Origin of the sequence: Empedobacter sp. UBA5987, from assembly GCF_002429865.1 — a bacterium.
Lineage (GTDB): Bacteria > Bacteroidota > Bacteroidia > Flavobacteriales > Weeksellaceae > Empedobacter > Empedobacter falsenii_B.
In genome coordinates, this window is sequence record NZ_DJBB01000016.1 from 73,669 (window position 1) to 97,782 (window position 24,114).

A 24,114-nucleotide genomic window follows, 5' to 3' on the forward strand; every position below is an offset into this window, starting at 1 on the left:
TTTCTTTTATTTCGATTAATCAAAATCTTTAGGAGCTATACTTTTCCAATGTCTTAAAGACTCTTTAAGTCCGTAATTGAATTTAAATCCTTTATCTATCAAATAATTTGGTTTTATATTAGTAGGAAATGCAGCTTTTTTTACTCTTACAGGATGTATATCTGATTTTTTTCCAATCATCTTAAATCCAATTTGTAGTATTCCCGCAACAATAACTAAAAAACTAACAGGGATACTAAACGTTGGTTTCTTATAACCTAATTCTTTTTTTATTATCTCTATCATCTCTTTTAAATTATGAATAGGATTTTCAGCATAATTATAAATAATTAATCTCTCATTTTGATTCATAGTAAACAAAATACTTTCAATTAAACCAAATACATAACCGTATGCTTTAATAATATTACCTCCATTTGGAAGCATAAATGCACCTTTCTTAAGGGCCTTTATTGTTCTATATATATTTCCTGGATCATGAGGTCCATAAATAACACTCGGTCTTACTATAATTAATCTCCTATCAATAGATTTTGCTAACCAAATTTGATGAATTTTTTCAGCTAAACCTTTAGAAATTCCGTAAGGAGTTTCAGCATAAATCATCGACTCTTCTGTACAAACATTTTTAGATTTTCCATAAGGTGCAATACTACTTGTAAAAAATATATTCTTAACATTCAATCTTTCTGCAAACTCATTTATATTTTCAGCACCATTAATATTAGTATCAAAATATTCTTTCCTATCATGGCCTGGTTCTCTGTGTATTGCTGCAAAATTATAAATCCATGATTCTTCTGTATTTATGTTGAAATCTATTAAATACTCTATCTTATTTCTAACATCACAATATATATATTCAACACTATTATGTAAAGTTGAATTAAAATATAGAGGTTTTTTTATATCAAATAAAATAATTTTATCAAACTTATGTTCTTCAATTAATTTATTAATTAAAAAAAAGGCTATATAGCCTGATCCTCCAAAAACGAAAGCTGTTTTCATTTATTAAGTTTATTGTCAAAATTACTATATTTGCGCTATGGAAAAAATTAAATTATTACATATTTCAGAAACATTTGTAAGTGGAGTATATACATATATCAAACAAATATGTAATTATTTAGAAAATGATGAACGTTTTGAAATTCATATTATATATAGTGGAGATAGAGGAGAAACTAAATTTGATCAAATTTCAAGTGATTTTTCGTCTAAAATTTTTTTTCATCAAATTTCCATGAAACGTGAAATTTCTCCAAAAGAAGATTTAAAATCAATCTTTAATATAAGAAAAAAAATAAAAGAAATAGCTCCAGATTTAATTCATATACATTCATCCAAAGCAGGAGTTTTAGGGAGACTAGCTGCTTTTCGTTTAAAAAACAAAGTTTTTTATACTCCTCATGGATACTCTTTTTTAAGAGAGGATATATCTGAATTTAAACAAAAACTTTTCTACCAAATAGAAAAATTCTCTCAATTTTTTTTCCCTGTACAAATAATTGCTTGTGGGGATCATGAATTTAGAATTGCTTCTAAAATTGATAATAATCGTGCTTGTCTGATTTTAAATGGTGTTAACCTTTCTTATTTTGATAATAAGAGTTTTAATTCTAATAAAAGCTCTAAGATTAGAATAGGTAATTCTGGACGAATTTCTATTCAAAAGAATCCAAGATTATTTAATTTAATAGCAAAAGAATTCCCTAATTATGAGTTCTTTTGGATTGGAGATGGTGATTTAAAACATGAACTAAATTCTCCTAATATTTCTATTACTGGATGGAAAAAATATGATGAATGTATAGATATTCTTAATTCCTTTGATATATTCCTATCTACTTCCTTATGGGAAGGACTTCCTTTCAATATTCTTGAAGCAATGGCTTTAAAAAAGCCTATAATAACAAATAATATTGAAAGTAACTTAATTACAGTTAAAGAAGGTGTAAATGGGTATATTTGTTCCACAATTGATCAATTTAATAACTCTATCAAAAAAACAATATTATCAAAAGAAGAAATGGGGGAAGCTTCTTACAAAAGAGTAAAAGATTTATTTAATCAAGAAAAAAATTTAGATAAATTAATTAAGTATTATATTGATTCCTTAAAAGATTAAATTGCGTTATCATCTCCTTTAATCATTAATAAACCTGTTTGCACAATAATTTTTATATCAAGATATAAAGTCCAATTTCTAACGTAGAATGCATCTGCTGAGATTCTTTTTTCCATATCTTCATCAGAATCAATTGCACCTCTATAACCTCTAATTTGTGCTAATCCAGTAATACCTGGTTTTACATAATGTCTTAAATAATATTTTTCAATAACTTCTTTATAGTATGTATCTTGAACAATCATATGTGGTCTAGGTCCTACCACAGACATGTCTCCTTTTAAAACATTTATAAATTGAGGAATTTCATCCAAGCTTGTTCTTCTTAGAAATTTACCCATTTTAGTTACTCTATTATCATTTCTTTTTGTTTCTATTATAGAGTTTGTTCCTGTTGTCCTCATTGTTCTAAATTTATAACAATCAAACTCTTTTCCATTTAATCCATTTCTTTTTTGTTTAAAAATAACTGACCCTTTAGAGTCTAATAAAATTAAGATACTTATCAAAGGAAATAACCAACTTAGAAATACAATACAGAAAAGTAGTGAAAATGTTTTATCTAGTATATTCTTAATTAATTGATTATAGGATAAATCTAAAGGAAACATTCTTACTTTTAGCACAGGTAGTGTATCAAGGTATTTTATTTCTAATCTTGTTACATTTCCATATTTAGAGTTAGGAATTAAAAAAAAACTAAGATGATTCTTTTGACAATATAAAATAAGTTGATCAATCATTGTATCCCCTAAATCTGACATTTGCGATAAATAAATTGTATCAATACTATTTATTTTTATAAAATCATCAAAATCAATTGAATCTATTTCAAATGATGGATACAAAATATTTGTATATTTTTTTCTAGAAATCAACCCTTTAAAATTTTGACCTAACTTAGAGTTTATAGTCTCCATAAAAACCTCAGTATTATTATTAATTCCTAGTATACAGACATTAGATACATAATATCCATTTTTTAAAAGATAATTATAAACAGAAATAATGAAAAATCGAAAAATAAATGAAAAAATAAAAAAATATAACAAAAAATCTAAAGTCATTCTATTCGAAAATAAAGGTTCTTCTTTTATTCCTGAAATAGCATAAACTATAATTGAAAATATACTTACCTGATTTAAATACCTTTTATATTTACCAAAATTTTTTGAAGATATTTCTTTATAAAATTTTGTTTTACTAGCTAACCACCCCCAAGCTAATAAGATTAAAATAAAAACTTTGAAATGAGTTATTAATAAATCTTCTATTGTCCATGATTCAATTTTCAAAGTAACATTATTAATATATTTATATTTCAATCTTAAAAAATAAAAGAACAAGAAACTTAATAATCCATAGTCAAAAAAGACTAATAATGTATAAATTTTTTTTAATAATTTGGTTTTCATTAGTATAAGTTAAATAAGCTATCTGTGATAAATAGCTAAATAATATAAAAGGTAAAAATATTAATTTTTATAAACTTTTGAATACAAATTAAATAATATAATGTTACATAACTTATGTTTTCTCATTTTCCTTTAAAATAATCTTCATATATTTTTTTACTCAACTCATCTAATTTATTCCGTAAATTTGTTCTCACATTTTAATCTAAATTATTTGAACTATGTTCCTCGAAAATACCTTTAATCATAACAAAAAAAGTGGATGGATAGAAGTCATCTGTGGCTCAATGTTTTCTGGTAAAACCGAAGAACTTATACGCCGTCTAAAACGTGCCGAATTTGCCAAACAACGTGTCGAAATCTTCAAACCTACGATAGATACGCGTTATGCGGACCGCGAAGTCGTTTCACACAATCAAAATTCTATTACATCAACACCTGTTGAGTATTCTTCAGCAATTTTATTATTGGCTGATGATTGCGATGTGGTAGGAATTGATGAAGCACAATTTTTTGATGACGGAATTGTAGACGTAGCCAATCAATTGGCCAATGAAGGTAAACGCGTTATTGTTGCTGGTTTGGATATGGATTTTAAAGGTCGTCCTTTTGGTCCAATGCCCAATTTAATGGCGACTGCCGAGTATGTAACAAAAGTGCATGCAATCTGCGTTCGTACAGGAAATTTAGCCAATTATTCGCACCGAAAAATTGACAGTGATCGCCTTGTAGAGCTTGGCGAAGTATTAGAATACGAACCATTAAGCCGAGTTGCTTTCTGGGAAGAACATAACAAACATAAAGTTGAAAACTTATAATCTAAATCAAATTGCAAGTATCATCAACGGTACTTTGATTGGAAATGGAGACGAAATCATCAGTCAAATTTTCTTTGATTCGCGCATGATTGTCAATCCAATTCACGGAATTTTCTTTGCTTTTCACGGAAACCAAAAAGACGGACATTTGTTTTTGCAAGATGCTTATCAAAGAGGAATTCGAAATTTTGTCGTAGAAAAAGCGTTGACAAATTTGCCTCATACAAATTTTATCGAGGTTGAAAATCCGCTACTTGCTTTGCAAAATTGGGCAAAAATTCATCGCAAACAATTTCATTTTCCTGTGATCGGAATTACCGGTTCCAATGGAAAAACGATTGTCAAAGAGTGGTTGAATCAATTGTTATGGAAAAAATTCTCGATTGTTCGTAGTCCAAAAAGTTACAATTCTCAATTCGGAGCAGCACTTTCTGTTTTGCAAATGGAAGAGAAAAACGATTTGGGTATTTTCGAAGCTGGAATTTCGATGCCAAATGAAATGCAAAATCTCGAAGAAATTATTCAACCTACAATTGGTGTGTTGACAAAAATCGGAGAAGCGCATTTAGAGAATTTCAAAAATCAAGATGAATTGATTCAGGAAAAACTGAAACTATTTTCTCATGTTGATAAATTAGTTTTCAATATTGAAAATGAAAAAGTGCATCAAGCTATTCTTGAAAACGCTCATTTAGCAAAAATAGATAAATACACTTATGGTTACTCAAATTCTGCCACTGTACAAATCAAGCAAATACAAAGTAATCAGACTAATACACAAATTTCTATTTTACATAATCAAGAAGAATTCACCTATTCGATTCCTTTTATCGATGATGCTTCGATTAAAAATAGTTTAATTTGCTTAACGACTTTAATTAGTTTAAATATTGATTATAAACAACTTAAAAACGAATTTAATCAACTTCTACCAATCGAAATGCGTTTGGAAATTAAAGAAGCGATTAATCATTCAATTTTAATTAATGATACTTTCAATTCTGATCTAAATTCATTAAAAATTGGTCTAAATGTGTTAAATCAACAACCACGCGACAAAAAATCGTTGGTATTGACGGATATTTTACAAAGTAACTTATCTGATCAAGATTTATATCAACAAGCGGCAGATTTAGTCAACCCTTATCATTTTGATGAGATAGTTTTGATTGGAGAAAAAATTTCTCAGTTCAAACATTTATTCAAATCTTATGTTCGTTCATTCAATTCGACTGAAGAATTCTTAGAACAATTCCGTCATCAAAATGTCGACAACGAAGCTATTTTATTAAAAGGTGCTCGTCCGTTTAAATTAGAAAAAATTTCGAATGAATTAGAAACACGTTCCAACGATTCTGTTCTTGAAATTAATTTGCAACACCTGATCGAAAATATAAATGTGTACCGCTCATTGCTAAAATCTACCACAAAATTGATGTGCATGGTAAAAGCGAATAGTTATGGAACAGGAAGTTTTGAGGTAGCAAATACCTTACAAAATAACGGTGTCGATTTCTTAGGCGTGGCGATTGCAGATGAAGGAAAAGAATTGCGCGAGGCTGGAATTACCATTCCAATTATCGTCATGAACCCGGAACAAAGTAGTTATTCTACGGTTATCGATTATCAATTGGAGCCAGAGATCTATAGTTTGCGCGTCTTGAAATTATTCATTCAGAAACTACAAGAAAAACAGATTTCTTCGCCTTATCCAATTCACCTAAAAATGGAAACGGGTATGAATCGTCTTGGCTTTCACGAAGATGATTTCGAAGAGCTAATTGCTATTCTAAAAGATAATTCGCATGTCTATGTTCGCTCTATTTTCACGCATTTAGCAACTGCTGATATGCCTGAGGAGGAAGATTATGCGAGATACCAATTGAATCGTTTTGACAATAGTTATGCGGCAATTACAACTGCGTTAAACATAAAACCAATCAAACATGCGTTAAATTCTCCTGGAATCGTGGCGTATGGAGAGCATCAATATGACATGGTTCGTTTAGGAATCGGAATGTATGGCTACTCTGAATATACCGATTTTATGGAGAAATATTTGAAACCTGTTGTGCGTTTCAAAACGGTAATTTCTCAGATTTCAGAGATAGAAAAAGGCGAAACTGTAAGTTACGGTCGTCGTTTTACAGCCGAGCGTCATACCAAAATTGCAACTTTACCTGTTGGTTATGCAGACGGAATTCGTCGTTCAATAGGTTACGGAAAAGGAAAAGTAGGTATCAATGGACATTTGGCTACAATTACCGGAACTATTTGTATGGATATGATGATGGTTAATGTAACAGATATTCCGTGTAAAGAAGGTGATGAAGTAACTATTTTTGGAAACTCGCCAACTTTGGCCGACGTTACCGAATGGTTAGGGACAATTCCTTATGAAGTCCTAACTTCGGTTTCCCAACGTATAAAACGCGTTTATTACAAAGAATAATATACTGAAAAAGGGCTACTGAAAAGTAGCTCTTTTTTTGTATTTTTAAAAAAAATAAATGGATAAAATAATTAGATTAATTGAAGAGTATAATAATTCTGATGATTCATTACACAATGAATTTGAATTAGAGATATCTACTGAACAAATTTTAACCCATTTAGATAATTTCATCTTATATGACGACGATTATCCAACAGAAATATATGATTCATATCCACTTTCTACTTCACAAATAGAAAAATTAAAGCCTTTTCTAAAAGTAAATAAAGCTTTTTTTCCCGACTTTTCGAAATTTTCATATTATTTAAGTTGTTATGAAAATAATGTTGAATAGTTAAAGTATCAATTCTACAACTTAGATTCAAAATTGCTATCTTTATTCCTCAATTTAGATCAATTTATGCGCAGTCTTTTTACTTTCATTTTCATTATTTCTACCATGGCCTTTGCACAAGAAACAAAGAACGATTCAACGCGTCTAAAAGTTGGTGTTGTATTGAGTGGTGGCGGTGCAAAAGGTTATGCACACGTTGGCGCTTTAAAGAAGATTGAAGAAGCAGGAATCAAAATTGATTACATTGGAGGTACAAGTATGGGCGCAATTATAGGCGGATTATATGCGGCTGGTTATACGCCTGACGATCTTGAGAAAATTATGCATCAATTAGATATTTCTTCGCTGATTACGCAAAATAAGGATCGTGCAGAAATTCCTTTTTTCGAGAAAGCATACAAAGAAAAATATATCTTAGAATTACCTTTTGATAAGTTCAAATTAACGATTCCTAATGCCATTTCAAAAGGTCAAGGTCCACTTGATTTATTGACTTATTTATTGCGTCCAGTTCATGATATTGATGATTTCAATAAACTTCCAACACCTTTTGTTTGTATCGGAACTGATCTCGAAACTGGAGAAGAAAAAGTCTTTCGTTCGGGATTTTTACCTCGTGTTATTTTGGCTTCAGGCGCATATCCTACCATGTTAGATCCTGTCACAATTGATGGTAAAATATATGTTGATGGTGGCGTTGTCAACAACTTCCCCGTGAAAGAAGTGAAAGAAATGGGGGCTGATATTATTATCGGTGTCGAATTGGGTGATGGTTTACAAAAACGTGATGATCTAAATTCTGCTATTGATATTTTGAGTCAAATTATGACGATGAGCATCGTTAAAAAAACAAATGAACAAAAGAAATTAGTCGATTTATTGATTAAACCAGAGTTAAAAGAATATGCTGTCACGAGTTTTGACGAAGTAGATTCTATTTACAATCGTGGACTTATTGCTTCGGAAAAAGTATATGATCAACTGAAAGAAATTGCAAAAAAACAGCATGCTTCAAACAAAACTCGAAACGAAATTAAACTTGATGATTATGTTTTGGTGAAAGAAATTGAAGTAGAAGGATTGAAAAACTTCAACACAAATTACATCGAAGGTAAGTTAGGGATTCGTACTCCTGAAATTATAAAATATGATGATTTAAAAGCTGGAATTTCGAAACTATATGCTTCAGGAAACTTCAATAATATCACGTATAAAATCTCAGAAATTAACGATGAAGAGAATTTATTAACGTTAAAAGTTCAAGAAAATAAGACCAAACAATCTATCCGTTTTGGATTACATTACGATGATTTATTTAAAACAGGATTACTTTTAAACTTCACTTCAAAGAATTTATTTGTCAAAAACTCGGTGCTATCTGCTGATGTTGTGGTTGGAGATTATGCGCGATATAACATCAATTTTTTCATTGATAATGGTTATTTACCAAGTATTGGTTTCAACTCTTTTTCGCATTATTTTGACAAAGAAATTGATTTAAGAAACTTCTTTGGTCAAGATAATATCTACAAAAAAGTAAATTATAACTTTAGAGAATACATCAATCAACTCTATATTCAATCCACGATTAAAGAAAAATTTGCGATTGGCGTTGGATTAGAGCATCAATACACAAAAGTTTTCACAAATAATTTTATTGCTTCTAATGAAGAATTTCCAGCAAAATCCGAAGGTTATTATTGGAAAGCGTATGGATATATTAAAGCAGATAATCGAAATAATGCAAATTTTACGCGTAGTGGTTTAAAATTTGATGGAAGCTTTAAGTATTTGTTTGATTCTAATGTAACTGGATTCGAAAATAACTATTTGTTAGAATCGAGTTTAGAGGCAAATTTTCCGTTAAATAATTTCCTAAGTTACAGATTTACTGCTAACTTTGGAACCTTTTTCAACGATAATGTAACAATGCCTCAGAAGTTTTATCTCGGAGGTTATGTTGAACAAGATTTTTTCAATTATACAAAGTTTTATGGGCTTCCTTTTGGCTCTGCGATTGGCGACAATCAATTGCTTTTTGGCTCTCATATCCAAGCTCGAATTTTGAAAAATCATTACACAAGTCTATTTATGAATATAGCAAATATCACAGATAGATTTGAGCAATTGAGTTTAACAAATTACAAATATCTTGGGTATGGCGTTACCTATGGCTACGATAGTCCATTAGGACCTTTAAATTTTATTTGGAGTTATTCGCCTTACACAAAAAAAGGATTATTTAATTTAAGTTTAGGTTACTGGTTTTAGAACAATGATAGAATTATTTTACGAAACAGATTTTGAGCTAAAAGATGCTCAAACTTGGATAGATTGGATCGTAGAGAGTATGAAGAATGAAGGGAAAACAATAGAAGATTTAAACTATATTTTCTGTGATGATGAATACTTACTTCAAATTAATCGACAATATTTAGACCACGATTATTACACAGATGTTATCGGTTTCGATAATTCTATTGAAGACGAATTGATGGGTGATATTTTTATTAGCGTTGAACGAATCAAAGATAATGCAGAGCAAAATGGTGTTTCTTTTGAGAACGAATTGGCTCGTGTTGTTATCCACGGAATATTACATTTTGCTGGTTATATGGACAAAGAACCAGATGACAAAGAATTGATGACTGCTAAAGAAAATCAATATTTAGAAACATTTAGTAGCTATCTAAATCAATAATGTTCCACGTGGAACATTTATTATTTTAACAAGAAAAATAAGTTTACAAATCAAATGATATTTCAATCAGAATATGATGTAATTGTAGTTGGTGGTGGTCACGCTGGTGCAGAAGCAACAGCCGCAGCAGCCAATTTAGGAGCAAAAACGCTCCTTGTTACAATGAACTTACAAACAATCGGACAAATGTCTTGTAATCCTGCTATGGGTGGAATTGCAAAAGGACAAATTGTTCGCGAGATTGACGCTTTAGGTGGATACTCTGGTATTATTACCGACAAAACTGCGATTCAGTTCAAGATGCTGAATCAATCTAAAGGTCCAGCGATGTGGTCACCACGTGCGCAATCAGATCGTATGCGTTTTGCAGAAGAATGGCGTTTATCTTTAGAGAGAACAGAGAATGTTGACTTCTTCCAAGATATGGTTAAAAATTTAATCATTGAAAATGGTAAAGTTTGTGGAGTAATTACAGCGATGGGAATGAAAATTCGGTCTAAATCTGTTGTCCTTACAAATGGTACTTTCTTGAATGGTTTGATTCATATTGGTGAAAAACAATTTGGAGGTGGACGTATGGGTGAATCTGCTGCTTTCGGAATTACAGAACAATTAGTTGATTTAGGTTTCGAAGCTGGTCGAATGAAAACAGGTACTCCTCCACGTGTAGATGGTCGTTCTATCGATTATACGAAAATGGTGGAGCAACCAGGTGATGAAAATCCTTCAAAATTCTCATATACAAATACACAAAAATTAACAAAACAACGTTCTTGTTGGATTACTTATACAAATCAAGAAGTTCATGATTTTTTGCGTGAAGGCTTTGATCGTTCTCCAATGTTTAACGGAACAATTAAATCGACAGGACCAAGATATTGTCCATCTATCGAAGATAAAATTAATCGTTTTGCAGACAAAGATCGTCATCAGATTTTTGCTGAACCGGAAGGTTGGCACACGATGGAATTCTACATAAATGGATTCTCAACATCTTTGCCAGATGATATTCAAGCAAGAGCTTTACGTTCTGTTTCTGGTTTTGAAAATGCAAAAATTTTACGTCCAGGTTACGCCATCGAATACGATTATTTTCCACCCACACAGTTAAAACATACGCTAGAAACGAAGTTAATTGATAACTTATATTGCGCTGGTCAAATTAACGGAACAACAGGTTATGAAGAAGCTGCTTCTCAAGGTTTGATGGCGGGTATAAATGCTGTGTTAAAAATTCAAGGAAAAGATCCATTTATCTTAAATCGTAATGAAGCGTATATAGGAGTTTTAATCGACGATTTAATTACAAAAGGTACAGAAGAACCGTATCGTATGTTTACGTCTCGTGCAGAATATCGAATCTTATTGAGACAAGATAATGCGGATGAACGTTTGACAAGAAAAAGTTTTGAGCTTGGTTTAGCTTCAGAAGATCGCTTGAGAAGGATGGAAGAAAAATTTGATAAAGCTGAAAAGCTTGTTAATTATTTCGAAGAAAATTCTATCAAGCCACAAGAGATAAATGATGTAATTGAAGAGCGCGAAGGAACACCTTTGAAACAACCAAACAAAATGATTTCGGTTATTTCTCGTCCTGAATTAAAGCTTTCTGACTTCACAAAATTGAATCGTGTGAAAGAGTTTATTGAAACGAATGAATACGATCAAGAAGAATTAGAGCAAACAGAAATTCAGATCAAATACAAAGGTTATATCAAGAAAGAACAACAGAATGCAGATAAATTGCATCGTCTGGAAAATCTAAAAATTCCAGCTGATATAGATTATCATGTTTTTGGATCGATGTCGATAGAAGCTCGTCAAAAATTAACAAAAATAAAACCTGCAACGGTAGCACAAGCATCAAGAATTAGTGGTGTATCGCCAGCAGATATAAGTGTATTATTAATTTACATGGGAAGATAATATGGAAAATGTTCCACGTGAAACATCTCAAGAAAATCCTTCAAAAGAAGGATTTTCTGGTATTAAGAAATTAGATTTAAAAGATTATTTTTTAACAGGAGAAAAATTTGAGATTTACGAAGATTCAGAAACCGAAGTTTTGTACACTCTCCCCCAGCCTATCGAAAATTTAGGAAAGTATTACGAAAGTAAAAATTACATTTCCCATACCGATGGAAAGAAATCAATTTTCGAACGTTTTTATCAAATGGCAAAATCAATCAATCTAAATAATAAATTAGAATTGATTAATAAAGTTGGAAATGGTAAAAAGATTCTAGATTATGGTTGCGGCGTTGGAGATTTTTTAGAACATCTACAAAAAAATGGGTATGATGTTTTGGGAATGGAACCAAATGATTCGGCACGAAAAATTGCACAATCTAAAATTGGAAACGAAAAAGTTACTTCTACAGAATTAGAACATAATGATCAAAAATTTGATATCATCACGTTGTGGCATGTTTTGGAACATATCCCTAATTTAAATGAGATTATTGGAGAATTAAAAAATCATTTAACGGATAATGGAGTATTAATAATTGCCGTTCCCAATCATCAATCATATGATGCTAAATATTATGGTAAATATTGGGCAGCTTATGATGTACCAAGACATCTTTGGCACTTCTCTGATAAAAGTATGAGTAATTTACTTAGTAACTTTGGTATGAAAATTGATAAGATTAGTCCAATGAAACTTGACGCATTTTATGTGAGTTTACTTTCAGAGAAATACAAGGGAAATAAATTTGGTTACTTTAATGCAATAAAAGTTGCTTTAAAGTCAAATTATTTAGCTAAAAATAATGGACAGTATTCATCTTTAATCTATATTATTAAAGCTGAAAATTAAAATAAGCGTTTTTAAAGAATGATTATCTAATCAGATGTATTAGAAGTCGTTTTTTTTCTAAAACTTTATTAAATCTAATTTATAGAAGCCGTTTTTTAAGATTAATAATAGATAAAATAAATAGCTATGAAAAAAAGTATTTTATTATTTGGGATATGCGCTTCAGCATTTTTAACTTCTTGTGCATCTACAACCGTTGCAAAACAAGAAATACAAACAGGTAAAGAAGTGAGAGGTGCATGGACTTTGACAAATGTAGACTACCAAGGTTTAACAACCAACGAGGTACAAGGTAATGTAAAAGTTACTGTTGCAGTTGCGAAAGTTTTTGACACAGCAAACCCAGAATGTTATGAAGGTTCTACATGGAACTTAGTTCAAAACAACAAAAAAGGAACATATACATTTAATAACGCTGGCGGAGATTGCCCTTCAGGAACAGCAAATATTATTTGGGATTTACAACAAGATGGTTCTACAACTTACTTTATCTTCAAAGATGTTACAGGAATCAAAGCGAAACAAAATACAGCAGGATATAAAATGCGTGTAGATTATGTTGATGCAAATTCGATGAAATTGGTACAAGATATCAATGCAAATGGAAAAATTGCACAAGTGATTTATAACTTCGTACGTTAATCAACAATTTAAAAAACTTAGAAATTATGAAAAAAATAAATACTAAAGTAGCAGCTATAGTTTTAGGAGGATCTTTTATGTTTTCTTCATGTACAGCTGTACAAAATGCTAATAACACACAAAAAGGTGCAGGAATTGGAGTTGTTGCCGGTGGAGTTTTAGGAGGGCTTATTGGTAAAGGTGCTGGAGGTGCGTTAATTGGTGCTGCTGTTGGTGGAGCTGCTGGTGGTGTTATTGGTAACAACATGGATAAACAAGCGCAAAAAATTGAGCAAGTTTTACCAGGTGCAGAAGTTGTAAGAACTGAAGAAGGAATTAATTTAATTTTAGATGAAAACTCTAAAGTTACTTTTGATTACAATAAATCTTCATTAACAAGTACTGCAAAAGCAAACTTAGATAAATTAATTGAAGTTTTTAAAGAATATCCTGATACAGATCTTTTAGTTATTGGGTATACAGATAATGTAGGTTCTCAATCTTATAATAAACCACTTTCTGAACAAAGAGCACAATCTGTAAAAGATTATTTAATTTCGAAAGGAATTGCATCTTCTCGTCTAACATCTACTGGAAAAGGTATAGAAGATCCAATTGCAGATAATAGTACTGCTGAAGGTCGTGCTAAAAATAGACGTGTAGAAGTTACTATTACAGCTAACGAAAAAATGAAAGCGGACGCTGCTAAAGAAGCTAACGGACAATAATTCATTTCAATATAAAACAAGAAAAGCGTTCAGAATCTGAACGCTTTTTTTATGTTTAATAAGTTTGAGAATTATTTAAAATTAACCACAAACCATTTATTATTGATCTTTTCTAAAGTCACTTGATACGTCTTAGATGATTGATCTTTTAAGTTCGCTTGCACTTCTACCAAAGCTACTTTTTCATCCGCATCCAAAACTTTTGCATCATTAATTGTTGCTTGTTCTAAATTCTTCACCACATCATCAGAAGAAAATTTTTGGAACGTGTTCCACTCTCCACTTCTTGTCAATGCAAAAGCGCCAGAGTAATTTTTCTTTGATAAATTCGTCATAAAACGATTAGAAAGAGATTTTACCATTCCTGCTTCTTTACTCACATGTGCAGGCGTACTTTCAACCGCGGCAGAATCTACAACTTCAGAAGCTCCAACTAAATTCAACGGAACTTTTACTGCTTTACGATTCGTTAAATAACGTTCAGAATTCGGAATTCGAACCAAAATGTCCAAACGATCATTCTTCAATTTTGATGGATCTAAAGATGAATATTTAATATTAATGGCATTCTTTCTGTACAAATCATCCATCGAATTTGGATCGATTGTAGAACGAAATGTATACACAATATTACCTGAATTAAACACTTCTATCGTTGCCGTTACAGCTTTATCCAACTGAATTTCCTCTCCTTGCGCATTGTAGAAAAAAGGAGAAATTGAGATTCCACTATCATCTTGTTTTAAACTAAAATCGAAACGTTGTACATTAGAAGTCGGTTCAGCAGGCGTTTCTACAGTTTCAATTGCACCTGATTTTGGAATTCCATTCACCAAAGGAACTTGATTTCTATTCCATGTAAATTTATTTTGTAATGCAACTTTTTCTGCAATATCAAAAACCTCATCTACCGTTTTTCCATCTAACAACGTACGCACAATTCCCCAACGCGCTTCATTATCCATTGATTGACTTGTGTTGTACTCGAAAATAATTTGCAAAGCTTCCTTAAATTTATCTTGTTGCATAACAGGCAAAGCCTTCGAAATTTTGTCTACCGTTTCACTAAAAGTTTGCGCAGATGTAGAATCAATTTCAATGTTATCATTTTTACAACTGATAATCATTAAAGCAAAAGAGGCAATGATGAATAAACGTTTCATATAGTATAGATTAAGTACGTTTTGAGTTAAAGTTTTATAAGAAGTAAATATACTAAATACTTGTGTTGATAATGATATTTTTTTAACAAAAAAAAAGCAAATTTCATTTCTGAAATCTGCTCTATATATAAAACAACTAAAACTTGAAAAAATTTCTAAATATCCATAGGAACTTCGATTAACATCAAGCGAGAATCTTTCGTTACATTAAACGAAAACTCATTTGTATCTTTAATCTCGATGACATCTCTTCTTCCTAATTTGTTTCCATCAAATTCAACTTCTCCTTCCACAACCATAAAGAAAACACCATTTCCTTCTTTTTGTACTTTGTATGTTTCTTGTTTATCTTCTGTATAATTTCCTAAGAAAATCCACGCATCTTGATGAATCCAAACTCCTTGATCCTCTGCATTTGGAGAAAGAACTTGGTATAATTCATTTTCTTTTGCAACTTCACGAACAGAAATTTGTTGATAACGAGGCTCAACATTCATTTTATTTGGAATAATCCAAATCTGAAAAAAATGTCCTTCTTGGTTTTCATAAGCATTCATTTCACTATGAAAAACTCCTGTACCAGCGCTCATTACTTGTACATCCCCAGACTCAATTACAGAACCAGTTCCCATTGAATCTTCGTGAGAAATTCCTCCTTTTGTAGGAATTGTAATAATCTCCATATTATCATGAGGATGTTTTCCAAATCCCATTCCTCCAGTAATTATATCATCATTTACGACACGCAAAGCTCCAAAATGAATACGGGCTGGATCGTAATAATTTGCAAAACTGTAAGAATGTTTAGAGTTTAACCATCCGTGATTTCCTCCACCTCTTGATTCTGATTTAAATATTTGGTAATTCATAGTAATTTATTTTTATACAAATTTAGGGTGCGAAAAAAACTTATCTATTGATATGTGATAAGTTATCAATTAACACACCTAGAAGATGAATAAAATTTTTTTTAAATTATTAACGAAATGTTAAAAAAAATTTATATTTTAGCATTCAGTTAACACATGAGACATATATATGCTATCAATTTCAGGCGAATCGACATTTAATGTTATACTTTGGATTCTACTCCAAATCGTTCTTGTTATTATAGTAGCAGTTATTTTGTATAAAGTTTACAAAAAACTTACAAAATGAAAAAAGGTTCCGAAGTTTCGGAACCTTTTTAGTTTATATCAATTAATCATTACTGATTATTCTTCCAATCAATTATTTTATCACGAATAAACTCTGCTAATTTCACTTTACTTTGATGCGTCCAACCTGCAATATGTGGCGCCAAAACAACATTATCCGCTTGGATTAAATACTGAAATTCTTCTGGTAAATCAGATGCAACTAATTTCTCAAAACTCGATTTTTCAAATTCTAAAACATCTAAAGCTACTCCTAAAATTTTTCCTGTTTTCATTGCTTCAACCAAATCTTTTGTCACAACAGATTTACCACGCGCTGTATTCACAAAATAAAATGTTTTTTTAAAGTTAGAAATAAATTCTGCATTAATCATTTGCATCGTTTCTGGTGTTTGCGGCGTATGTAAACTTACAACATCAGCTTGTTCAAAAATTTCTTCTAACGAAACTTGTTTCGCAAATTCATTTCCTTTGTTTGGCAAAATATCATAGCAAATCACATTGACTTCAAAGCCTTGTAAGCGTCTCGCAAAAGCATTTCCCATGTTTCCGTAACCAATAATTCCAACCGTTTTTCCTTTCAATTCATCTCCACGATTTTCTTCGCGTTTCCAAATTCCATTACGAACTTCGTTATCAGCTCTACGCAAATGATGCATCAACATCAACAACATACCAATCGCATGTTCACCAACAGAATCACGGTTTCCTTCGGGAGAATTAAATAAAACAATGTTATTTTCGGCAGCAAACTCTTCGTCAATATTCTCCAAGCCTGCCCCTACTCTACCAATAAACTTTAAATTCGTTGCTTTTGCCAAAAAATCTTTATCAATTGGAAATCTACTCCTTACAATCATTCCATCATATTCATTGATCTTTTGTTCGATGATTTCTTTGGGCGAAGTATAATCTTCATCAACAATAAAACCTACTTCGCGAAGTCCATTATTCAGACATTCATGATTAGAATCGATTGCTAAAATTTTATAAGGCGTATTCATTGCAAAAATTTTAATCAAAGTTACAACGAATGCGAAGATTAATAAATAAATTGATGATGAAATTGGTTACAAACAAATCGTTTATAACTACGTTAATAACATTTTAATTGATTGAAAATGTACAATTTATATTGTTAATTAAATAGATAATTAAGGTTTAAAAAATGATTTTTAAAGCATTTGGTAATACCTTAACTTTTACTTGAAGTGAATCGGTTTTATGAATCTCTCCATCAAGCTGATACGTAATCGGATTATGATCTAAACTTTCAATCTTAAATTTCTTAACTTTTCGATACTTTGCTTTGTTCAAAAAATCAATCTTTTTGGCTAAAACCAATACCGAAAAATAAAACTGCTCGAAAACATCTAAATCTTCTATCATCAATAAATCCAATTCACCATCAGACAAATCAGCTTTGGGTGTAAAAGAGATCCCATAACCAGCAATGTTAGAATTAGAACAGAAAAGATAATAAAAACTCTTCTCGATAATTACATCATCTATATAAAGACGAAACAATTTCGATTTATAATTCAACAACGTTTTCACAGAAGCGTCAACATAACCAGTAATCGTGCGCTTTTGATTTTCTTCATACGTTTTGATAACTTCTGCATCAATCCCAAAACCTAAATTACTAAAAAAATACTTGTCCTCTACTCTACCAACATCAATTTTGTGAATAGCATTTGATTTGATAATTTCAATCGCTTTGTTAGGATCTTTCGGAATATTAAGATTTGTTGCCAAACCATTTCCAGATCCGGCAGGAATTATTCCCAACGGAATATTTTTTTTCACCAAAGCACTCGCCACTTCATTGATTGTCCCATCACCACCACATGCTACAATCACATCCGAATTTTCTGCAATCGCCTCCTTCACCAATTCTTTTGCATGAAATTGATAAGCAGTTTCTTTCAAAACGATTTCATCTGAAGAGTCAAATTTTGATTGTAAAAAATCGAGCGAAATATCGTGTTTTGCGTTTCCAGAATTTGGATTAACAATGAAAGTGTACTTCATTTTTTGGGAATTGAAATTTATCAAAACACAAAAATAAGAAATCTAAAAGAATCGAGCTATTTAACGTCTTTTTTTGAGGAAAAACTATCAAAAACTTTCTAACTTTGTAGTATGAAAATTAAAGAAATTCAAAACGAAATAGTTGACGAATTCTCATTTTTTGAAGATTGGGAACAACGCTACGAATATTTAATCGAGTTAGGAAAAAGTTTAAATACTTTACCAGAAGAAGCAAAAACAGATGATAAAATCATCAAAGGTTGTCAATCTTCTGTTTGGTTAGATGCAGAATTAGACGGCGATACTATCGAATTTAAAGCTGATTCTAATGCTATTTTACCAAAAGGAATTGCGGCATTATTGGTGAGAATGTACAATCATCAAACGCCAAAAGATATTTTAGAATCGGATACAGATTTTATCAACGAAATTGGTTTATCAGAATTTTTATCACCAACTCGTGCAAACGGATTATTAGCGATGATAAAACAATTCAAATTTTATGCGATTGCATTTCAATCAAAACAAAATAATAGTTAGACACATCATCTAATCAACCTTATAAAATAATGAACGACTTTTTAGGCCAAGCATTTATTTTTCTATTTTCCGCTGTAATCTGCGTTCCTATTTCCAAAAAATTAGGAATGGGTTCGGTTTTGGGATATTTAATTGCCGGAGTTTTAATTGGACCTTATGTGCTAAAATTTGTTGGCAATGACGGAACAGACATTATGCACGCCACAGAATTTGGTGTAGTTATGATGCTTTTTTTGGTCGGATTAGAACTTGATCCAAAGGAATTCTGGAAAATGAAAAATAAAATCATCAACCTTGGTGGAATGCAAGTTTTGGGAACAATAATTATTGCAACTTTAGTCGGAATATTTGCCTTGAAAATGGATTTTTCTTTGGCTGTTTCTATAGCTTTTGCAATAACCATGTCTTCAACAGCCATTATTATGCAAACACTTAGCGAAAAAGGGTTGACCAAAACAAACATAGGTAAATCAACTTTTTCAGTTTTATTGTTTCAAGATATTATGGTGATTCCAATCTTAGCAATTATTCCACTTTTAGTTGGAGATTCTTTGATTCAGTCCATTGGAGATGATTCTAAAAGTTTGTTAGTTGGTGGACCAGCGTTCATGAAAACCTTGGTTATTGTTGGTGCAATTACATTTATTTATGTGATTGCAAAATACATTATTACACCTTATTTTAAGTATGTTGGACAATTACAAGTTCGAGAAATTTACACCGCTTCTGCCCTACTTTTAGTGATTGGAGTTTCAATTTTGATGCAAAAAGTTGGAATTTCTCCTGCTTTAGGAGCATTTATCGCAGGTGTTGTTTTGGCAAATAACGAATATAAACATCAATTAGAAAGTGATATAGAGCCGTTCAAATCATTATTATTAGGAATCTTTTTTATTGCAGTTGGATCGACGATTAACTTCAAATTAATTGCAGATAAACCTTTTATGATTCTTGGATTAACATTTGGAATAATGTTAATAAAATCATTGGTTTTATGGTTAATCGGAATCAAACATAAATTCGATTTTGATCAAAAATGGTTGTTCATTTTACTTTTATCACAAGTCGGAGAATTTGCTTTTGTTATCTTATCATTGACTCGAAATTTAGATATTCTAAACAAAGAATGGTACGATTTGATGTTAGCAACAACAGCAATTACAATGGTGATTACGCCTTTACTTTTAGTCTTAAATGAGAAATTAATTCTAAAATATTTTGGTGTAAAAACAAAAGTAAAAACAATCATTGAAAACGATAAAATAAATCCAAATTCAGCTGATGGACAAATTATCATCGCAGGTTTTGGAGATTTTGGAAATACAATTAGCCGTGTATTGAAAAGCACTGGAATAAAATCGATTGTTTTGGATAATGATAGCGAGCGTGTAGAGAAAATGCGCAAGCAGGGTTTTAATGTATTTTATGGTGATGCAACAAATGTTAACTTACTAAAATCAGCTGGTGCGGAACATGCAAAATATTTTGTAGCTGCTTTGGATCCTCCAGAAATTAATCAAAAATTAGTTTATATTGTTCGTAAAAACTTTCCGAATTTAGAAATTATTGTTCGTGCAAAAAATCGTAGTTATGCGTATAATTATTTGAAAGATGGTATAGACGAAGTTTATCGAGAAAACTTTTTCTCATCTGTTTACGTTGGTAGACAAATCTTAATAAAATACGGTTTTTCTCATGAAGAAGCATCTAAAATTGGTGAAATTTTCATAAAAAGTGACCGAAAGTCGTTGCGTAAAATTGCAAAACATGCCGAAAATTCTGATCAATATTTTGAAGCATCTAAGCAAGAATTTGAAAAGCAAATGAAAATGGTTGCAAAAGAAATTAACAATAGGAATAATGGAGAAAACGAATCATAAAAAACTATTAGTTTTACGTTTTTCTGCTTTGGGCGATGTCACAATGATTGCTCCTGTTTTACAAGAGTTTATTGAACAAAATCCTAATGTCGAAGTTTATGTTGCTTCGCGTCCTTTTATGGGAAATATTTTCAAGCAATTTCCTCAAATCAAATTTATTTCGGTTGATTTGAACAAAGACTACAAAAGCTTTTTTAGTTTGTTCAAATTATACAAAGAATTAAAACAATATAATTTTGATTATGTTGCTGATTTTCATAATGTAATCCGATCAAAAGTAATTACAACTTTATTCGAACTTAAAGGAACAAAAACGGCTACTTTAGATAAAGGTCGTGCAGAGAAAAGAGTTTTAGTCGATCAAAAAAATCGCGTTTTTAAGCAATTAAAATTAACAACTGAACGCTATGCTGATGTTTTACGTCAACTTGGTTTTAACGTCAATTTAAAGCATAAAATCGAACCAAAATCGATTAAGGAACCAAAATCAATTGGAATTGCACCTTTTGCAGCCTTTACAAGTAAAATGTATCCCATCGAAAAGATGAAAATCGTGACGAAGAAATTAGCTGAAAATGGGTACAAAATTTATTTATTTGGCGGTGGAAAAGCTGAAATTGATGAATTAAAAACATGGGAAAATTTCAATCCAAACATCCATTCTTTAGCTGGAACAATCTCTTTTGAAGAAGAATTACAAGCAATTGCTAAATTAGAAGTAATGATTTCTATGGATAGCGCAAATATGCATTTAGCTTCGTTGATGGGAACACGCACAATTTCTATTTGGGGTGGAACGCATCCATTTGCTGGATTTTTAGGTTATGGACAATCTATGAATGATGTGATACAAGACGAAACGATGAAAATTCGTCCAACTTCTATCTTTGGAAAAGATCCAAAAAAGTTTCAAAATTATGATTATTTTCAAAATTTGAGTGCCGAAGATGTTTATCAACAAATCGTCAATAAATTAGAAAAATAATACTTTTAAAAGCATCATATCGATGCTTTTCCTATTTTTATAAGAAATTATAATCACATGAAGTATACATTTCTTATTCTTGCCTTATTCTCAAATTTTTTATTTGCTCAAGAACCGAAAGTTATTTTGGTTACGCTGGATGGTGTTCGTTGGAAAGAAGTTTTCCGAGGAGTTGAAAAATCAATTTTAAATGATAAAAAATACAACTCACTTATTGTTCAAACTAATGAAAAATATTGGACAGAAGATTCTATAAAACGTCGCGAATTATTGATGCCATTTACGTGGAAAACGATTAAAGACAAAGGAGTTATTTTAGGAAATCGTGATGAACAAAACTTTGTTAATTTGACCAACAAAAGATTATGGTCTTATCCTGGATACAACGAAATTATTACAGGAAAAGCTGATGATGAGCGAATTAAAAATAACAAAGATATTCCGAATCCTAATGTTTCAGTTTTTGAAATTGCAAATCAGCAAAAGAATTTAAACAATAAAGTAATGGCTTTTGGAAGCTGGAGAATGTATACAAATATTTTCAATCAAGAACGTTCTAAATTGTTTGTAAATGCTGGATATCAAGATAGTTTTAATCAAAACAAATCTGAACGAGAATTGCTTATCGAACGTTTTCAATTAGAAACACCAAAACAATGGTGGGCAACAAGATTTGATATTTTTACGCACGAATTTGTCTTAGAAGCCATGAAAAATCAGAAACCTAAATTACTTTTTATAGGTTATGGAGAAGCGGATGATTACGGGCATGATGAAGATTACGATCAATATATTACTTCAATAAACCGCAATGATAGAATGATTGAGGAATTATGGAATTATGTACAAAGCGATCCATTCTATAAAGATCAAACAACTATTATTGTAACAACTGATCACGGACGTGGAAATGGAAGACAATGGACAGAACATTATGATGAAATTCCTGGATCGGACGAAGGATTTATTTTGCTGATTGGAAACAGAATTAATCCTAAAAATTTCAAACAAAACCAAACTTATCTCAATCAAATTGCCTCTACTATTGCTGATTTGATGAAAGTAAAAACATGGAATTATAAAGATTCTGGAAAATCTCTTTTGAAGTAAATTTGGCAGATTTGGATATACTCTTCTAACAACAAAATGCGACTTACAGAGCATTTTAAAACTCGATTTTACTTATTCAAAACGGCACTATTTCAAACACAATAATTTAACCTAAAAAAATATATGAACAATCTTTACACAAGATCAGGAGGACTTATAATAGGTTCTATTAGAATCTCAAGTTTACTTGCTCAAATAAATATTTATGAAGACAGGTTAATAATAAATTATTTGTTTTTCTTTAAAATAATCCTTTTAAAAAAAGATATTATAGATATAATTGCATCTAACGATTTTTTTGAAAAAGGAATTAAAATTCTTCATAAAAGCCCTAAATATGATTCAAAAATAATTTTCAGAGTTTCTAATCCTAATAAATTAATAGAAGAAATAAAAAAAACAGGTTTTATGAATTAATGATAAAATATTTATTTTTATTTCTCTACTATTGAGGATTATACAAATAAAAATATTATAAACAAAAAAAGCTCATTCATTGAATGAGCTTTTTATATTTTTAACTTGTTTGTTCTTGATTAATGAGCTGATTCTCTATCTTTTGATCAATTTCTTTAAAGAATCCGAAACCTTTTAAGATAATGATTAATCCAAAGACTAAAAGACAAATACCAACTCCTTTTCGCACCATAAATACTTTTTGATCGGTAAAACGTTTTTGAAGTTTTCCTGCCAAAAATATTTTACCCAAATCTATTACAAAATAGGTCGTCAAAACAACGCCCATATACAGCATAAAATCGCTTGGATTTGGATATTGAATCATAATTGAAGAGACAATTACAAACCAAAAAACAATGACACCGATATTCAACAAATTCATAATAAATCCATTGATAAACGTTCTCAAATAATTGTTGCTTACAAATCCCGCTTCGCCTTCTATATGTAGCTTTGGTTTAGAGAAATACATGAAAATTCCGTAAATCAATACAAAGAAACCTGCAATGATATAAATGCGGTAAAACTTTGGATGATTGGTCACATAATCTGTAAAATCTTTACTTCCGTAATAGGCTGCTGCAATACACAAAATATCAGCTGCAATAACTCCTAAATCTAGGACTACAGCGGTTTTCCAACTTCTACGCAAACTGGTTTCAATAAGTAAGAAAAATACAGGTCCAATAAGAATTGTACTTAACAAAAAACCTATTAGTATGGCCGAAAATATTATTTCCATAACATAATTAAGGTCTGCAA

22 protein-coding genes are annotated in these 24,114 nt (G+C 30.7%); 15 read left to right on the forward strand and 7 right to left on the reverse strand.

What is annotated here, in order from left to right:
* Positions 1–15: 15 nt before the first annotated feature.
* Complete coding sequence (locus tag B3J26_RS03040; RefSeq protein ID WP_280050427.1) at positions 16–1,011, reverse strand: NAD-dependent epimerase/dehydratase family protein; 996 nt, start codon at positions 1,009–1,011, stop codon at positions 16–18.
* A gap of 37 nt (positions 1,012–1,048) precedes the next feature.
* Between B3J26_RS03040 and B3J26_RS03045 the strand changes: the two genes are divergently transcribed.
* Positions 1,049–2,131 carry a glycosyltransferase gene (locus tag B3J26_RS03045; RefSeq protein ID WP_280050426.1) on the forward strand — a complete coding sequence of 361 codons (1,083 nt, stop codon included), beginning with the start codon at positions 1,049–1,051 and terminating at the stop codon, positions 2,129–2,131.
* Here the strand turns inward: B3J26_RS03045 and B3J26_RS03050 are convergent.
* The gene (locus B3J26_RS03050) at positions 2,128–3,546 is read right to left on the reverse strand and encodes an exopolysaccharide biosynthesis polyprenyl glycosylphosphotransferase (protein WP_280050425.1); all 1,419 of its coding nucleotides are present in this window, start codon (positions 3,544–3,546) and stop codon (positions 2,128–2,130) included. The two genes, B3J26_RS03045 and B3J26_RS03050, sit on opposite strands and share 4 nt — an antisense overlap.
* A gap of 221 nt (positions 3,547–3,767) precedes the next feature.
* On the opposite strand from B3J26_RS03050, the gene B3J26_RS03055 reads away from it, so the two are divergent.
* The 9 genes from B3J26_RS03055 to B3J26_RS03095 all read left to right on the forward strand — a co-directional run bounded on the left by B3J26_RS03055 (position 3,768) and on the right by B3J26_RS03095 (position 14,024).
* Positions 3,768–4,364, forward strand: a complete 597-nt coding sequence (locus B3J26_RS03055; protein ID WP_291073183.1) for a thymidine kinase — start codon at positions 3,768–3,770, stop codon at positions 4,362–4,364.
* Complete coding sequence (locus tag B3J26_RS03060) at positions 4,351–6,816, forward strand: bifunctional UDP-N-acetylmuramoyl-tripeptide:D-alanyl-D-alanine ligase/alanine racemase (protein WP_291073185.1); 2,466 nt, start codon at positions 4,351–4,353, stop codon at positions 6,814–6,816. The genes B3J26_RS03055 and B3J26_RS03060 overlap by 14 nt, the downstream gene beginning before the upstream one ends.
* Before the next feature lie 58 nt (positions 6,817–6,874).
* Positions 6,875–7,153 (forward strand): DUF7683 domain-containing protein, encoded by a 279-nt coding sequence (locus B3J26_RS03065; protein WP_291064114.1) that lies wholly within the window; start codon positions 6,875–6,877, stop codon positions 7,151–7,153.
* Between the two features lie 105 nt (positions 7,154–7,258).
* Positions 7,259–9,424 (forward strand): patatin-like phospholipase family protein, encoded by a 2,166-nt coding sequence (locus B3J26_RS03070; protein ID WP_291073187.1) that lies wholly within the window; start codon positions 7,259–7,261, stop codon positions 9,422–9,424.
* A gap of 4 nt (positions 9,425–9,428) precedes the next feature.
* Complete coding sequence (gene ybeY, locus B3J26_RS03075) at positions 9,429–9,854, forward strand: rRNA maturation RNase YbeY (RefSeq protein ID WP_221854019.1); 426 nt, start codon at positions 9,429–9,431, stop codon at positions 9,852–9,854.
* Positions 9,855–9,908: 54 nt separating this feature from the next.
* Positions 9,909–11,780: a tRNA uridine-5-carboxymethylaminomethyl(34) synthesis enzyme MnmG gene (mnmG, locus tag B3J26_RS03080; RefSeq protein WP_291073189.1), complete on the forward strand. Its 1,872-nt coding sequence runs from the start codon at positions 9,909–9,911 to the stop codon at positions 11,778–11,780.
* 1 nt (position 11,781) lies between these two features.
* A complete protein-coding gene (locus B3J26_RS03085) occupies positions 11,782–12,675 on the forward strand; it encodes a class I SAM-dependent methyltransferase (protein WP_280035013.1) in 894 nt (297 codons plus the stop codon).
* Between the two features lie 126 nt (positions 12,676–12,801).
* Positions 12,802–13,317: a lipocalin family protein gene (locus tag B3J26_RS03090; protein ID WP_291073191.1), complete on the forward strand. Its 516-nt coding sequence runs from the start codon at positions 12,802–12,804 to the stop codon at positions 13,315–13,317.
* A 26-nt stretch (positions 13,318–13,343) separates the two neighbouring features.
* On the forward strand, positions 13,344–14,024 hold the full coding sequence (locus B3J26_RS03095) for an OmpA family protein (RefSeq protein ID WP_125349117.1): 681 nt from the start codon (positions 13,344–13,346) through the stop codon (positions 14,022–14,024).
* 71 nt (positions 14,025–14,095) lie between these two features.
* Here B3J26_RS03095 and B3J26_RS03100 read toward each other — a convergent pair whose 3' ends face one another.
* The 4 genes from B3J26_RS03100 to B3J26_RS03115 form a co-directional block, all read right to left on the reverse strand.
* Positions 14,096–15,187 carry a hypothetical protein gene (locus B3J26_RS03100; RefSeq protein ID WP_291073193.1) on the reverse strand — a complete coding sequence of 364 codons (1,092 nt, stop codon included), beginning with the start codon at positions 15,185–15,187 and terminating at the stop codon, positions 14,096–14,098.
* A 155-nt stretch (positions 15,188–15,342) separates the two neighbouring features.
* On the reverse strand, positions 15,343–16,056 hold the full coding sequence (locus B3J26_RS03105; RefSeq protein WP_291073195.1) for a pirin family protein: 714 nt from the start codon (positions 16,054–16,056) through the stop codon (positions 15,343–15,345).
* A gap of 338 nt (positions 16,057–16,394) precedes the next feature.
* On the reverse strand, positions 16,395–17,348 hold the full coding sequence (locus tag B3J26_RS03110) for a 2-hydroxyacid dehydrogenase (RefSeq protein ID WP_280035007.1): 954 nt from the start codon (positions 17,346–17,348) through the stop codon (positions 16,395–16,397).
* 157 nt (positions 17,349–17,505) lie between these two features.
* Positions 17,506–18,378, reverse strand: a complete 873-nt coding sequence (locus B3J26_RS03115) for a diacylglycerol/lipid kinase family protein (protein WP_286502012.1) — start codon at positions 18,376–18,378, stop codon at positions 17,506–17,508.
* Positions 18,379–18,489: 111 nt separating this feature from the next.
* Between B3J26_RS03115 and B3J26_RS03120 the strand changes: the two genes are divergently transcribed.
* The 5 genes from B3J26_RS03120 to B3J26_RS03140 all read left to right on the forward strand — a co-directional run bounded on the left by B3J26_RS03120 (position 18,490) and on the right by B3J26_RS03140 (position 23,310).
* Positions 18,490–18,918 (forward strand): SufE family protein, encoded by a 429-nt coding sequence (locus B3J26_RS03120; protein ID WP_038336207.1) that lies wholly within the window; start codon positions 18,490–18,492, stop codon positions 18,916–18,918.
* A gap of 29 nt (positions 18,919–18,947) precedes the next feature.
* Entirely contained in the window at positions 18,948–20,798 is a 1,851-nt protein-coding gene (locus B3J26_RS03125; protein WP_291073198.1) for a monovalent cation:proton antiporter-2 (CPA2) family protein, read from the forward strand.
* A complete protein-coding gene (locus B3J26_RS03130; protein WP_291073199.1) occupies positions 20,779–21,783 on the forward strand; it encodes a glycosyltransferase family 9 protein in 1,005 nt (334 codons plus the stop codon). The genes B3J26_RS03125 and B3J26_RS03130 overlap by 20 nt, the downstream gene beginning before the upstream one ends.
* A gap of 57 nt (positions 21,784–21,840) precedes the next feature.
* Positions 21,841–22,893, forward strand: coding sequence for an alkaline phosphatase family protein (locus B3J26_RS03135; protein WP_291073201.1), 1,053 nt, complete (start codon positions 21,841–21,843; stop codon positions 22,891–22,893).
* A gap of 123 nt (positions 22,894–23,016) precedes the next feature.
* The gene (locus B3J26_RS03140) at positions 23,017–23,310 is read left to right on the forward strand and encodes a hypothetical protein (protein ID WP_280050809.1); all 294 of its coding nucleotides are present in this window, start codon (positions 23,017–23,019) and stop codon (positions 23,308–23,310) included.
* A gap of 100 nt (positions 23,311–23,410) precedes the next feature.
* Here the strand turns inward: B3J26_RS03140 and B3J26_RS03145 are convergent, their stop codons facing one another.
* Complete coding sequence (locus B3J26_RS03145; protein WP_125349109.1) at positions 23,411–24,094, reverse strand: LysE family translocator; 684 nt, start codon at positions 24,092–24,094, stop codon at positions 23,411–23,413.
* Positions 24,095–24,114 lie beyond the last annotated feature (20 nt).

What these genes read in the sequence shown, in the direction of transcription:
- B3J26_RS03040 (WP_280050427.1), bottom strand. Translation starts at nt 1,011, where the DNA reads ATGAAAACAGCTTTCGTTTTTGGAGGATCAGGCTATATAGCCTTTTTT.
- ybeY (WP_221854019.1), top strand. Translation starts at nt 9,429, where the DNA reads ATGATAGAATTATTTTACGAAACAGATTTTGAGCTAAAAGATGCTCAA.
- B3J26_RS03115 (WP_286502012.1), bottom strand. Translation starts at nt 18,378, where the DNA reads ATGAAGTACACTTTCATTGTTAATCCAAATTCTGGAAACGCAAAACAC.
- B3J26_RS03055 (WP_291073183.1), top strand. Translation starts at nt 3,768, where the DNA reads ATGTTCCTCGAAAATACCTTTAATCATAACAAAAAAAGTGGATGGATA.
- B3J26_RS03095 (WP_125349117.1), top strand. Translation starts at nt 13,344, where the DNA reads ATGAAAAAAATAAATACTAAAGTAGCAGCTATAGTTTTAGGAGGATCT.
- B3J26_RS03120 (WP_038336207.1), top strand. Translation starts at nt 18,490, where the DNA reads ATGAAAATTAAAGAAATTCAAAACGAAATAGTTGACGAATTCTCATTT.
- B3J26_RS03135 (WP_291073201.1), top strand. Translation starts at nt 21,841, where the DNA reads ATGAAGTATACATTTCTTATTCTTGCCTTATTCTCAAATTTTTTATTT.
- B3J26_RS03100 (WP_291073193.1), bottom strand. Translation starts at nt 15,187, where the DNA reads ATGAAACGTTTATTCATCATTGCCTCTTTTGCTTTAATGATTATCAGT.
- B3J26_RS03110 (WP_280035007.1), bottom strand. Translation starts at nt 17,348, where the DNA reads ATGAATACGCCTTATAAAATTTTAGCAATCGATTCTAATCATGAATGT.
- B3J26_RS03050 (WP_280050425.1), bottom strand. Translation starts at nt 3,546, where the DNA reads ATGAAAACCAAATTATTAAAAAAAATTTATACATTATTAGTCTTTTTT.
- mnmG (WP_291073189.1), top strand. Translation starts at nt 9,909, where the DNA reads ATGATATTTCAATCAGAATATGATGTAATTGTAGTTGGTGGTGGTCAC.
- B3J26_RS03045 (WP_280050426.1), top strand. Translation starts at nt 1,049, where the DNA reads ATGGAAAAAATTAAATTATTACATATTTCAGAAACATTTGTAAGTGGA.
- B3J26_RS03140 (WP_280050809.1), top strand. Translation starts at nt 23,017, where the DNA reads ATGAACAATCTTTACACAAGATCAGGAGGACTTATAATAGGTTCTATT.
- B3J26_RS03085 (WP_280035013.1), top strand. Translation starts at nt 11,782, where the DNA reads ATGGAAAATGTTCCACGTGAAACATCTCAAGAAAATCCTTCAAAAGAA.
- B3J26_RS03130 (WP_291073199.1), top strand. Translation starts at nt 20,779, where the DNA reads ATGGAGAAAACGAATCATAAAAAACTATTAGTTTTACGTTTTTCTGCT.
- B3J26_RS03065 (WP_291064114.1), top strand. Translation starts at nt 6,875, where the DNA reads ATGGATAAAATAATTAGATTAATTGAAGAGTATAATAATTCTGATGAT.
- B3J26_RS03105 (WP_291073195.1), bottom strand. Translation starts at nt 16,056, where the DNA reads ATGAATTACCAAATATTTAAATCAGAATCAAGAGGTGGAGGAAATCAC.
- B3J26_RS03125 (WP_291073198.1), top strand. Translation starts at nt 18,948, where the DNA reads ATGAACGACTTTTTAGGCCAAGCATTTATTTTTCTATTTTCCGCTGTA.
- B3J26_RS03090 (WP_291073191.1), top strand. Translation starts at nt 12,802, where the DNA reads ATGAAAAAAAGTATTTTATTATTTGGGATATGCGCTTCAGCATTTTTA.
- B3J26_RS03070 (WP_291073187.1), top strand. Translation starts at nt 7,259, where the DNA reads ATGGCCTTTGCACAAGAAACAAAGAACGATTCAACGCGTCTAAAAGTT.
- B3J26_RS03145 (WP_125349109.1), bottom strand. Translation starts at nt 24,094, where the DNA reads ATGGAAATAATATTTTCGGCCATACTAATAGGTTTTTTGTTAAGTACA.